Raw genomic sequence first — 12,850 nt, 5'->3', positions numbered from 1 at the left:
CCGAAGCCTGACTTCAGGCCACGGGGACTACATCATGCCGCCCATACCGCCCATGTCCATTCCGCCCATGCCACCCATACCTCCCATGCCGCCGCCCATTCCGTGGTCGTGGTGATCGTGATGATCATCGCCGCCATCTTCCTTGGGCATTTCGCAAACGAGGGCTTCGGTAGTGAGGAGCAGAGCCGCGACGCTGGCCGCATTCTTGAGCGCGGTCGCAACTACCTTGGCTGGATCGATCACACCGAACTTGAGCATGTCGCCGTACTGGTTGGTGTCGGCGTTGTAGCCTTCGGTCTTGCTCTTCAGCTGGCGAACACGATTGACGACCACTGCGCCATCGAGACCGGCATTTTGAGCGATGCATCGCAGCGGCTGATCGAGAATGTTGCGGATGATCTGGCCGCCCATCTTTTCGTCGCCTTCGAGCTTCAACTTCTCGATCGACTTTTCGGCACGGATGAGAGCCACACCGCCACCAGGGACGATGCCACTTTCAAGCGCGGCTTGCACGGCATTCTTGCCGTCTTCCAGCAGCCACTTCCGTTCCTTCATTTCGGTTTCGGTTGCGGCACCGCAGCTGATCTGGGCCACGCCACCGGCCAACTTGGCCAGGCGTTCTTGCAGCTTTTCGCGATCGTATTCGCTATCGGTGACCGTGATCTCGCGGCGAATTTGCTCGGCGCGGGCTTCGATTTGCTGCTTCGTTCCCTTGCCACCGACGAACACGGTGTTTTCCGAAGTGATCTTCACCTTCTTGGCAAAGCCGAGGTCCGAAACCTTGACGCTTTCGAGCTCGATGCCGAGATCCTTGAAGATCGGGGTGGCAGCGGTGAGCACACCGATGTCGCCGAGGATGGCCTTGCGGCGATCGCCGTAGCCGGGAGCCTTGACGGCACAAACTTGCAGAATGCCGCGGAGCTTGTTGACGACGAGCGTGGCGAGGGCTTCGCCTTCGACGTCTTCAGCCACGATCAGCAGCGGCTTGTTGGCCTTGCTGATGGCTTCGAGCAGCGGAATCAGTTTCTTGTTGTTCGAGATTTTTTCTTCGTACAACAGCACATAGCAGTTTTCGAGTTCGACCGAAACTTCGTCTTGATTGGTGACGAAGTGAGGCGAGAGGAAACCGCGATCGAACTGCATGCCTTCGACCACTTCGACGGTTGTCTCTGCGCCGCGGCCTTCTTCGATCGTGATCACGCCGTCTTTACCGACCTTGAGGAACGCATCGGCGAGCACTGCACCAATCGTCGGGTCGTTATTGCCCGCGATGGTGGCGATCTGCTGCAGTTCCTTCTTGTTCTTTTCGCTGATCGGCGTGGCGATCGCGTAGATTTCGTCGCAGACGGCTTCGGCTGCTTTGCCGATGCCGCGCGAGAGAGCCATCGGGTCGTAACCCGCGGCGATCATCTTCAGGCCTTCGCGGAAGATGGCTTCGGCGAGCACGGTAGCCGTGGTCGTGCCGTCGCCAGCGACTTCGTTGGTCTTGCTGGCGGCTTCTTTGACGAGTTGAGCGCCCAGGTTTTCGTACGGATCATCGAGTTCGATGTCTTCCGCGACGGTCACACCGTCCTTGGTCACCTTGGGGGAACCCCAACCTTTGTCGAGCACCGCATTGCGACCGCGGGGGCCGAGCGTGCTGCGGACTGCTCGAGCCAGCTTCGACACGCCCGCCAAAAGAGGCTGACGAGCGTCGTCATCGAAGACCATTTGCTTTGCCACGATGGATTTCTCCTGTTGCCGATATACCGAAGACTAAATGTGCAAAATACGAGAGAGTGCTGAATACCAGAGGGCCGCGTCGCAACTAACAGAGTTGGCAGCAACCGAATGTTTCATGAAAGGGATCTGGCGAGATTGCCAAGCTGGGGCTTGTTGGGTACCGAGTCGCAAATACGACCTGGGCCCAATTTGGCAGTTCCGCCGCAGATTTTGCCCTGTAATGCAACGCTTGTGCCACGGGCGAGCAGTTCATCGCAAGGTGCTGGCAGATATCGACTTGGAGCCGAAGGTATCGCTGGTGCGGAGGCGTGCCAGTCGTGAGAAGTGGGCTTCGTTGTCAATTTGGCAGGGGCAGGATTCTGCCGAGTCGCCAATACGGTGCGCCTACGAAGCCCAGGCCGCGTTTTGTTACAGCTTCTTTTTGTTGTTATCGCCGCCACCGCCCAGGTTGAGCTTCTCTTCTGCGGGTGGAGCGCCGGTTGCTGATTGGACGAGCACGATTTTGGCAGCTTCGCCGGAGTCGTCCTCGGCATTGGCATAGATGCGGAACTGAATTTTGCCATTGCTCTGCAAGCCCTTGGCCAGATTGACCAACTGTTCGAGTTGGGCCTTGGCCTTTTGCAAAGGTTCGATCGCAAGCGTAGCCTGCTGGGTGATTTCATCCTTCTGCTTCTTGTCTTTCAAGCCGGCTGCTTGAGACAGTGCTCCCGTTGCGAACTGCAGCTTTTGGTTAATGGACTGATCGAGTCCTTGCAACTTCTTCTTCTCATAGGCTTCGGGACGTGTGTTTACGCCTTCCAGTTTGAAATGCGGCAAGGCGATGACTTGTACTGTTTTGCCATTCTGGACTGTGGTATCGATCTTGATGCCTAACGGCATTTCGGTTTCGACATTGCCAACCCAGAAGAAGGTTGTCGATTTATCGGCAGCGATGTCCTTGTTGTCGTACTTCACCTTTGGCACATCCCCTTCGACGGCCGTGATCTCGAACATCAGCTGTTTGGGATCTGGGGGAAGATCGATATTGAACTTGGCCGGCTGACCCCGTTTGTCGATGGTGATCGGAATCGCTTCGGCCGTGACTGGTTCGCGGAGGGCGACCACCGCTTTGCCATTACCGGCTGCCAAATCGAGCGCACAGTTGACGAGGTACGGGGCAGCAGGCTGCTTGATGGCATCGGCGGTCCACTGGAAGGTTAATTGATCGTTTTTGGCGGAGAGCGTGGCGACAACGACGGGCGCATCACTCATCTCGCCGCCAACTTTGATGTCCCAATCGCGGAGCGATGTCCCGCCGTTGGCCGCTTCGAGAGTGAACTTCATTTTGCCTTTGCCATAAGCCGAGTTAGCGCCCTTGAGTCGCGCGATAATCACGGTGTTTTCGTCAGGAACCTTGCAAGGTCCCAGCACAACGGGAACCAGCATCTCTGCTGGAGCTTCCGTGACCCCGGAGGGGACTTTGGGCAGGACTGCTGTGGCAGCGAAGCCGGCAAACGGATTAACCGGCGCGGCCGGTTTTGGTGCTGGCTTGGGCGTTGCCTTTGGTGCAGGCTTTGGTTCGGGTTTTGGCTCTGGCTTCGATTCAGGCTTCACCGGGTCTGCCGATGCAACCGCCGTCATGGGTGGCTCAGCGGGCTTTGTGTCTGGTGCAGGTGCCACTGGCGCGGCAGCAACAGGTTCTGCTGGTTTAACTTCCGCCATTGGAGCAACCGGCATTGGGTTCGCTTCGACGGTGGCTGTTGGAATGGCCGGATTGGATTCAACCACAGCTGGGTTCGCTTCGCCGGCTGCCGTTGGCGGATTGGCTTCCCCGTTCGATTCGGTGCTTTCGGTCGTGGCCGCGGCATCAGGATCAGCCTTCGCGACTTCCTTCTTGTCGCCCTTACCGCTCATCAAAAACATGACAAGACCGATAATGAGCCCCAGCACCAGCACGCCGCCCCCGATGCCGCCGGCCAGGATCAGTGGCATGTTCGATTTTCCGCCCTTACCCTTCTTCCCCTTCGTTGGCTTTTCAGCGGAAGTGGCTTTTTCGTTGACGGTCTCGTTCGGCTTTTCGCTCACAACTAAAGTTGGTTTTTCGGCCTTCTTGGGTGCCGGTGCTGCGGCATTGATCGCTGGCATGGCTCCCGATTTGGCAGGCGCGGTACCCTTCGATTTCGGCCCGGTTTGAATGGCGAAGCCCGCAAACGGAGTGTCACTCGGCGAGGACTCGGTGGGAGTATCGGCAGCAGATAGGGATGCAGTGGCCGTTGATGAATCGGTTTTTGCCTCGGCGGTGGGCAGCGCTTTGGCAGTCAGTGGCTTTTTCGCGCGCGGCGGCGGAGCTTTCGCAGCGGGCTCTTCGGCCAGCGGCTTAGCACTCGGCAACGTCGTTGTCTTGGTGGGAGTGACCGTTGTTTTGGCCGCAGGGACCTTTGAAGGGAGCTCTTTGGCTGCCGTTTTCGAGATCGAACTGTCCGGCTTGGCCAATTCGATGGCAGCAAGCAGTTCTTGATCGTTTTGGGGGCGATCCGCAGGTGCTGCCGACATCAAACGCCGACAAAGCTCAACCAGGTTGCCGGGCGCTTCCGGCGCGAGTTCAGCCAACTGCTCGGCTGATTTTGGCCCTTTGAGCGGAGGCTTGCCGGTTAGCAAGAAGTAGAGTGTGGCGCCCAAGCCATACATATCGCCGGTCATCGTGGCCGGTTGGCTGGCTTCGGGAGCTCGATACAGCTTGGCAGTGAGGGCGACTTGATCAACCGAGTCGTTGCTATCGGTTTCTTCCGTGGTCGCCAGTTGGGCCAAGCCAAAGTCCAGGATCTTGACGGTTCCCCCGGCATCGGTCAGCAAATTCGAAGGCTTGAGGCCGCCGTGCACAACATTCTGGCCGTGGGCATAAGCCAAGCCAGCTGCTGCTTGGCGAATGTAGTTCCAGGCCTGAGCCGGCGAGAACTTTCCCTTCTGCTCTACCTGTCGCTGCAAGTCGAGGCCATCAATGTACTCCAGCACGATGAAGTACCGTTCGCCGTCCTGATTTACGTCTTGAATGTGGCTGATATGTGGGTGTTCAATGGCTGCGACGCGACGCGCTTCGGCCAAGATGCGCCGCAGCACGTGAGGCTGGGCCGTATGTTTGCGGGCTAGAACTTTCAGGGCTACCTTGCTCTGCATTTTGGCATGCTCGGCGAGGTAAACGCGGCCCATTTCGCCGACGCCCAATTGGTCCAGCAACTTGTAGTTGCCCACCAACAGCGCGGTAAAGTTGTGCAGCAATTGACCGGCTTGCCAGCGCGTGATGGTGCCCGCTTTGAGCAGTTCGCGGGCCACGTTCTTGGCGTTATCAACCGAACCAAATTGCTCCCGCACCTTCGCCATGGACTCGGGCGACAGCAGTTGACTCGTTTGCAAGGAATCCAGAAAAGCTTGCGTGTCACTAGCAGGCGACAAATTGGCCATGACTCGACTCTTCCTGGGACCCGTGAATAGACTTTTAAGAGAAGCTTCCGGAACGCTTGCAGCGTTAATTCTGGCTTCTGCTGCCAGGATAAGCAACTAGATTTGCGCAGGCGACACTTAGTTCCACGGGAATTCTTTCGGTGGCGCGATTCAGTCGATAGAATGACGCCGCGTTCACGCTGCCAGAACTCTCCCGCGGAAAGGTGTGCGAACATGCTGCGATCGATTTGCCTCTTGAGTTTTCTCTGGCTGAGCGCTGCATCGCTCGCACAGGCGCAGGACGAAACGGCACCAGTACAGCACGCGTACAAGAAGACCAAAGAGGCCGAACTCACGCTGCAGGTCTATCGCCCAGCAGCTTGGCAAGCTACCAAGAAGTACCCGGCGATTGTGTTCTTCTTCGGAGGCGGTTGGAACAACGGGAAGGTCACCCAGTTCGAATCACAGGCCAAGCATCTGGCCGGCCGTGGTATGGTCGCGGTATGTGCCGATTATCGCGTGAAGTCGCGGCACGGCGTCACGCCCGATGCCTGCGTTCGTGATGCCAAGTCGGCCATTCGGTGGGTTCGGCAAAACGCCGCCAAGCTGGGAATTGATCCCGACAAGATCGTCGGTGCTGGTGGATCCGCGGGCGGTCATCTTGCCGCGAGCACGGCGCTCTGCCCCGGTCTTGATGAGAAAGATGAGAACCAATCTGTCTCTTCGCGACCGAATCTGCTCGTATTGTATAACCCCGTGCTCAATTTCAATGTTGCCAACCTGACGGAACGCGTGGGTAACGACAAAGAACTGGCCAAAGCCATCTCTCCCACACAGCACCTGACGAAAGACTCGCCGGCGACGCTGCTAATGTACGGAACTGATGACAATCTGATCGAGCAAGGTGATGAATATCTTTCGCGAAGCAAAGAACTCGGTATCAAAGCAGAAATGATGCGCGTCGAGGGTGTAGGACATGGATTCTTCAATCGGCCGCCTCATCAGCAGGCGACAACGGACCGAGTCGATGCTTTCCTTGTTGCCCAAGGTTACTTGCCACCAGCTGCACCAGCGGTGAAGAAGTAACGCATGAAACTCGGACTGATTACTGACATTCACGAACACGTGGAACACTTGGAAGTCGCCCTTGCGCGTCTAAAGCAAGAAAAAGTCGACCAGATTGTGATGATCGGCGACGTGATCGAAATGGGCCAGCGACTCGAAGAGACCTGTCGCTTGCTGCTCGAGGCGAACGTCGTGGGTGTGTGGGGTAACCATGATTATGGACTGTGCGTCGATCCACCCATCGAAATGCAGCGCAAGTTTTCTCCGGCCGTATTCGAATTCATGCGCAGGCTGCGACCGTCGCTCGAAATCGAAGGCTGTTATTTCTCGCACGTCGAGCCGTGGCTCAATCCCGAGAGCCTGTTCGATCTGTGGTATTACGACGGCCCGCCCGATGAGCATGGCAAGCTCTGGCGAATTTTCAATGCAGTCCCTCAGCGATTGATGTTTGCGGGGCATTTTCACAAGTGGGTGCTGGCTTCGCCCGAAGAGATTATCGACTGGCACGGCGAACGGCCTGTGAAACTCGATCAAGGCCGCTATTTCGTCGTGGTCGAAGCACTCTGCGACGGCTGTTTCGCCACCTTTGATACAAAAACGTCCGAGTTAGTGCCGATGTCGTCGGTGGCAACGGCTTCAACCCCATCCGGCGCTTCATCCAACCCTTCCACATTATCGTGAGTCTCAGGCCATGCCACGTTCCCTGCTCATCGTTTGCTTTTGCCTCGCAATTGCTGGTTGCACGCCTGCGGCCACCACACTTCCCATTTCGGGCAAGGTGACTCTCGACGGCGCGCCGCTGGAATCAGCCGATCTGCTGTTTGTCCCCGCTGACCCCAGCTTTGGTTCCGAACCGGGCAAGGTGACAAACGGCACCTACACGGCCAAGGTCCGCCCGGGTAAGAGCAAGGTACAAGTCACGGCCAGCCGCGTTGTGCCGGGCAAGTTTGGCCCGATGGGAACCGAGCCCTTGCTCGAACCAATCCACGTCAGCAACGCTGCAAACCTAGAAGTGGACGTGACGAAGGAGAAGAAAGACGGCTACGATTTTGAGTTGAAGTCGAAGTAGGGCCGCACCGGCGAGTTTGATCGAAGGCTGCTACTGCTGGTATGCTGATCGCGGGGGCAACTCTCCGAACAGGACTGCACATGTATAGGCAACTCTGGTTTCAAACAGTTTGTGTGCTGTTTTTCGTTGCCTCAGGAATGGGTTGCCAGCGCGCAGCGCCTCCGCCAAAAGTCAGCGAAGCGTTGACAGTCAGCGCCACGTCGCCAACCAGCGAAACGCCACGGTCGGAAACGGCGAATGTGGAAAAGGCTGCAATGACGGCTACGAGAAGCGACACGCGAGTCGCAAAGATCGAAACTGAGCCGCCAGCCGTAGTCAAGGATGTCGTGCAGCGGTATCTCGATGCAATCCGGAAGCAGGATGTCGCGGCAATGGCCGCCGTCGTTGAGGTTCCGTTCCTCGATCTCGATCGCCAATTCATCCGCGATCGGACGAAGCTGCCAGGCGTGCTAGAAAGATTGGCTCAGCAATGGCCGAAGCGTGGTGACCCCGACATTTCGTTTAGCCTGTATTTAGAGAACGAGGAGTGGCCCAATCAGGACGAAGTGGCGCAGACACTGTTTGCCGAGGCCTTGGATGACAACGACTGGGCCGTCCGCCTGATGTTCAACCCGCTGCAGCGATTCACGCTTCTCGTTCGCGTTTCCGGACCTCAGTCAGCTGCCATCGTGGCGGGCCCGTTGAAGCCGAATCAGATATACACGCCCCAAAAAATTCCGGAACCGGCGGATAGCGCGCTGACTGACGCGGAGTCGATGGTGCTCTATTCGCTGGACCCAGATTTCAGAGCGAAAGGGAGCAAAGACCGTCCCCAGTTCTGCGGCTGGTCGGTGCTGGGAAAAACAGCGATTCGCGACGCCTCCGTGCGTGAAGAATTGGTTGCCACTCTCCGCGAGGCAACAGCCAATAATCCAGGATTGGTGGCTGCCTGCTTTAACCCCCGTCACGGACTACGGCTTGTGAAGGGAGATAAAACGGTCGATCTGGTGATCTGTTTCGAATGCTTTTCAGCCCAGATCTTTGTGGACGATAAGCCGGTGGGTGGATTCCTCACGACGCACAGTCCGCGCGCGGCCTTCGATGCCCCGCTGACCGCCGCCGGCATTCCGATTGCGGGGGACCAACCAGCCGCGGAATCGCCTCCGTCGCCAGATATTCTCGAGGGCAATGACGCAAACCAACCGTCGCAGCGCCGCCAGCACCTCCTCCGCAATCTGCCGTAGATCCGTTTGGGTAAGACCGGGTGCTCATTTATCGCGAAAACGGATTTTTACGATCGGCCGGATGGGAACGAACCCTTGCTGGAGCCGATCCACATCTCGAATATTGCCAATCTAAAAGTGGACGTGGCGAAGGAGAAGCACGTTGGCTACGACTTTGAATTGAGGACGAAATAGCATGGACTGTGACGAGCAAAAAGAGCGGCGATTGCAGGCTGCAGAAGCCGTCATGCGGCGAGATGCTTCTCGCATCGAACTGGCCCGCGCCAGCTTTCGGCAGCAGTATCCGGATGCGGCGAAAGAAATGATCGACGGCGCAACATTTCATGTTTATGTCGACGGGATTGGAGCCGCAGTGACTTGGCTCGCCGAAACAGAGAGATTCTTGCGCGACCCAAGTCGGCCGATCAGTTGCGGAGCTACGTATGACCTGCTGATTCATGTTTACAATTGGTACATGCTCGAAGCGCTCATGCCGGTTGGAAAAGAGGGCATGAGCGGGCTTCTTGATGACATCAATGAGTTTGCTGCGGATGGCGATCTCGACTCGGTTCGTGCGACAGTCGCGCAGATCAAGCGGATGCTGGGCGCAGATCTAGATCCTCCAGAGATTGTTGAACACTAGGCCCTGGCCATTCCCCTCTCCCTCGTTTTTCGGCTGGCCTTTACAATCTGGCCTGCGAACAGCCTGCCGTTTGTTCGCAGTTCGGCAGACCAACAGGTTTGCCGCCACGATAGGCGTTGATTGTTTGGAAGCAAGGCAGACCCGGAGGTCTGCCGCCACGAAAGAATGACTAGGATGGCCAAGACCGCGATTACACCGACCCGTGCCGACGATTATCCCGAGTGGTATCAGCAGGTCATCAAGGCTGCTGATCTGGCCGAAAATAGCGACGTTCGCGGCTGCATGGTGATCAAGCCCTGGGGCTGGGGAATCTGGGAGAACATTCAGCGCGTACTGGATGGCATGTTCAAAGACACCGGCCACGAGAACGCCTACTTCCCGCTGTTCATTCCGCTCAGCTTCTTGCAAAAAGAGGCCGACCACGTCGAGGGCTTTGCCAAAGAATGCGCAGTCGTGACGCATCACCGGCTGCAGCCCGATGCCAACGGCAAGTTGCAGCCGGCCAGCCCGCTGGAAGAACCGCTGATTGTGCGGCCAACCAGCGAAACGATCATCGGGGCCATGTATGCCAAGTGGGTGCAGTCGTACCGCGACCTGCCCATTCTGATCAATCAATGGGCGAACGTCGTCCGCTGGGAAATGCGCACGCGGCTCTTTTTGCGCACTACCGAGTTCCTCTGGCAGGAAGGGCATACCGCCCACGCAACTGAAGCCGAAGCGCGCGAAGAGACGATGAAGATGCTCGACGTCTACGCCGACTTCGCCGAGAACTATATGGCCATGCCGGTCATCAAGGGCGAAAAGACCGCTGGCGAACGATTTCCGGGCGCCGTGGCCACCTATTCGATCGAAGCCATGATGCAGGACCGCAAAGCCCTGCAAGCCGGCACCAGCCACTTTCTCGGGCAGAATTTTTCGAAGGCGCAGGGCATCAAGTTTCAGGATCAGAATGGCACCGAGCAACTAGCCTGGACCACCTCGTGGGGTGTGTCGACGCGACTCATCGGCGGCCTGATCATGACCCACAGCGACGACGACGGCCTGGTGCTGCCGCCTAAGCTGGCTCCCAAGCACATCGTGCTGCTCCCCATCTATCGCAACGACGAAGAGAAGGCTGCCGTGCTGCCGTATGTGCAGAGCTTGAAGAAGGAACTCGAAGGGCAGATGTTCGCGGAGACGAAGATTCGCGTGCACATCGACGACCGCGACATTCGCGGCGGCGATAAGGTCTGGTATCACATCAAACGCGGTGTGCCATTGCGAGCCGAGATCGGCCCGAAAGACATTGCCAAAAACGGCGTGTTTCTCGCTCGTCGCGATACGGGCGAAAAGGCCGGCGTCGAACGAGGCGAACTTGTCACCACCATCGCTGCCCGCCTGCAAGCCATTCAGGACAACCTGTTTCAAAAAGCCCTGAAGATGCGCGAAGACAATACGCGCACCATCGATAATCTCGACGAACTCCTCGCCTGGTTCACGCCGAAAAACGAGAAGGATCCGGAGATTCACGGCGGTTACGCGCTCTGCCACTTCACCGAGAACAAAGAGGTCGACGCGCTGCTAAAACAACACAAGCTGACCATTCGCAACATGCCCCTCGGTCTCGAAGATGTTCCCGGCAAGTGCATCTTCACCGGCCAGCCCACCAGCAAGCGGGCGATCATTGCGAAGTCGTATTAGCGGACTCTGGGCTGTTCGTGGAGTTCGACGCGGTCCAAGTGGCTCCGTTCCAAATCATCCGCCAGCCACAGTTGCGCAGGATGATCATGGACACCAGCAAGCTGGCCGAGAAGAAGCCAAAGAGGCACAAGCAGGCCCCTGATACGTCAACGTCACCACTGGTACTGCTGAGAAAACTCGTGAGGGCAATGGTGCTTGCGATTGAATAGCCGCCGAGAATTAGAAATGCGCTGTCAGTTTTGAGTGGTCCCAAGGCCAGGCGGCTGAAAGGAACAGCCGCCAGTACGCTCGTTACCAACGCGAATCCGCAGAGAATCAGGTGTGCACGCACCAATTGTTGCGGCGTCACCGGCGTAAAACTGCCGACGGCTCGCCAGCCTGCCAAGGCGATGGCCACAATCGCCGTACCGATGAAAAAGTGGCTCAGGGCCAGGCGCTCATCTTGCGCCGCATGGTTCGAAGAAACTCCTTGCCGATGCAGCACAATTCGCCAGCCGAAGAGCGCACGTGCGATCCAGAGCGGCACTTGCATGGCGATGGAGACGAGCGGCACCAAGCACATGAGCAAGCCTGAGTCCTTGCGAAGTTGATTCCAGTTTTCTGTCGTGTCGCGGCTGGCGTCACCGAGTAACCAGAGGGCATACCCGGCACTCCAGCAGGCAAGCAGGCCAAACAGGTAACTCCAGTAGATAAGCAGTCGACGCCAGAATGACTGACTGTCGAGCGCAATGCCCACGCTAATCAGACAAGCTTGCGTCAATACCAAGCCCACCGCCAATCCCTGTCCAATACCGGAGTCTTGCCCCGAACCTCGTTCATTGGCAAGAATCACCAGCGTTAGATTCACCAAGCCAGCAGGAACCAGCAATAGTCCCATCGAATGGCCCAAGGAACGCTGATACCACTTTCGTGGTTCGTTGCCGTTCAGCCGTTCGAGTCTCCTGCTCATTTGTCATCCATTCCCCCGCTGCAACTGCCAACGGCATACGCGCAGAAGGGTGGCCCCGCTGCCGAGAGTGACGGCGAAGCCGTAAATGGCCGCGAAGTAGCCAATTAGTTCCCGCGAATCGAGGCTCATGCCCATGAAGCCCGAGAGGGGAACGACGAGCAGGACAAGTGCGACCATCGTGACGTAGCCCAGCCAACCGAGCCACGCGAGCGAAAGTGGCAACGAGAAAAACAGTCGGAGCAACGGTACGGTGCTCACGAGCGAGACCGTCGCGGTGGCCAGGCAACTGATCGCCAGGGTGATGACAAATGTCTGAAACCTGGCACTTCCGGTTTCGAGCGGGGCGAGTCGCAGCACGCTCAAGCTCACCGCGGCTACGGCGGTTGCAGTAAACAAATCGCGCAGGCTCAGCTTTTCATCGGGATGCGGATAGACTGGTTGGCCATGAATGTCTTTCGCTCTGCCGGGCAATAATCGCCAACCGAACGCGGTGCGCATGAGCCAAAGTGGTGCTTGAGCTGCCAAGAAAATAAGTGGTAAAGCGCAGATCGCCTGGCCCGCTTCGCGCTTGACCAGGTCTCGCACATTTACGCCGTCGAATTCCGCCGTGATTGCAAAGCCGCACCACCAGCAGGCAAATAGCAGCAAGCCAAGGCCGGAACCGATGGCCATTCTGCGCCAAAATGGTTGATCGCCGAGAGCAATACCAATACTGAGCAGTCCCAGCTGAGAACAGATCACCCCAAAGCTGGTGTACACAATCACCGAGGCCGCATCTTGCGGCGAAATCTCATCCATCAGTTCGGCCACAGCGGCATTGGCGATGGCAATCACGATCAGCGAGGGCACGAACGGGACGAAGACGGACCTGTGCCAGAGTCGCTCGATAAACGGCGGAACCGCCGCCTTGAGTTCGGGTTTGATGTGTAGCTTGGCGGTGAGTTGTTCGTCGCTCATCACAACAGCGTAACCAAGTTCGGTGGCGAATGAATCCAGAGCACGAGTGCTCGACGATTCCGGCGACAAATTCTCCTCCGGCTCGCGTGGAAGGGTAGTACCTCGCCGCGCGATGAAATAGAATTCATGGGTCTCGGTCTAGCCCT

Annotated in this window: 10 protein-coding genes; 6 read left to right on the top strand and 4 right to left on the bottom strand. The window is 57.6% G+C overall.

Translation table 11 applies throughout. From position 1 onward, the window contains the following. Positions 1 to 27 precede the first annotated feature (27 nt). Complete coding sequence (gene groL / locus NA78x_RS18840) at positions 28 to 1,722, bottom strand: chaperonin GroEL (RefSeq protein WP_425613921.1); 1,695 nt, start codon at positions 1,720 to 1,722, stop codon at positions 28 to 30. A 408-nt stretch (positions 1,723 to 2,130) separates the two neighbouring features. After that, positions 2,131 to 5,160, bottom strand: a complete 3,030-nt coding sequence (locus NA78x_RS18835; protein WP_425613920.1) for a serine/threonine protein kinase — start codon at positions 5,158 to 5,160, stop codon at positions 2,131 to 2,133. 213 nt (positions 5,161 to 5,373) lie between these two features. Between NA78x_RS18835 and NA78x_RS18830 the strand changes: the two genes are divergently transcribed. From NA78x_RS18830 to proS, 6 genes are all read left to right on the top strand, one after another. Continuing rightward, the gene (locus NA78x_RS18830; protein WP_425613919.1) at positions 5,374 to 6,225 is read left to right on the top strand and encodes an alpha/beta hydrolase; all 852 of its coding nucleotides are present in this window, start codon (positions 5,374 to 5,376) and stop codon (positions 6,223 to 6,225) included. Between the two features lie 3 nt (positions 6,226 to 6,228). Then, on the top strand, positions 6,229 to 6,885 hold the full coding sequence (locus NA78x_RS18825; protein ID WP_425613918.1) for a metallophosphoesterase family protein: 657 nt from the start codon (positions 6,229 to 6,231) through the stop codon (positions 6,883 to 6,885). A 10-nt stretch (positions 6,886 to 6,895) separates the two neighbouring features. Next, a complete protein-coding gene (locus tag NA78x_RS18820; RefSeq protein ID WP_425613917.1) occupies positions 6,896 to 7,273 on the top strand; it encodes a hypothetical protein in 378 nt (125 codons plus the stop codon). A gap of 254 nt (positions 7,274 to 7,527) precedes the next feature. Continuing rightward, a complete protein-coding gene (locus NA78x_RS18815; RefSeq protein WP_425613916.1) occupies positions 7,528 to 8,496 on the top strand; it encodes a hypothetical protein in 969 nt (322 codons plus the stop codon). 175 nt (positions 8,497 to 8,671) lie between these two features. Then, complete coding sequence (locus NA78x_RS18810) at positions 8,672 to 9,118, top strand: hypothetical protein (protein ID WP_425613915.1); 447 nt, start codon at positions 8,672 to 8,674, stop codon at positions 9,116 to 9,118. 165 nt (positions 9,119 to 9,283) lie between these two features. Continuing rightward, the gene (gene proS, locus NA78x_RS18805; RefSeq protein ID WP_425613914.1) at positions 9,284 to 10,798 is read left to right on the top strand and encodes a proline--tRNA ligase; all 1,515 of its coding nucleotides are present in this window, start codon (positions 9,284 to 9,286) and stop codon (positions 10,796 to 10,798) included. Here proS and NA78x_RS18800 read toward each other — a convergent pair. Continuing rightward, positions 10,779 to 11,747 carry a hypothetical protein gene (locus tag NA78x_RS18800; RefSeq protein ID WP_425613913.1) on the bottom strand — a complete coding sequence of 323 codons (969 nt, stop codon included), beginning with the start codon at positions 11,745 to 11,747 and terminating at the stop codon, positions 10,779 to 10,781. The genes proS and NA78x_RS18800 overlap by 20 nt on opposite strands. Before the next feature lie 3 nt (positions 11,748 to 11,750). Beyond that, the gene (locus NA78x_RS18795) at positions 11,751 to 12,704 is read right to left on the bottom strand and encodes a hypothetical protein (protein ID WP_425613912.1); all 954 of its coding nucleotides are present in this window, start codon (positions 12,702 to 12,704) and stop codon (positions 11,751 to 11,753) included. Between the last annotated feature and the right edge of the window lie 146 nt (positions 12,705 to 12,850).

Origin of the sequence: Anatilimnocola aquadivae (genome assembly GCF_049819085.1) — a bacterium.
In the GTDB taxonomy this organism is placed as follows: Bacteria; Planctomycetota; Planctomycetia; order Pirellulales; family Pirellulaceae; genus Anatilimnocola.
Note: the sequence above shows the minus strand (reverse complement) of the source record. Positions and strands in the feature narration are given on the sequence as shown.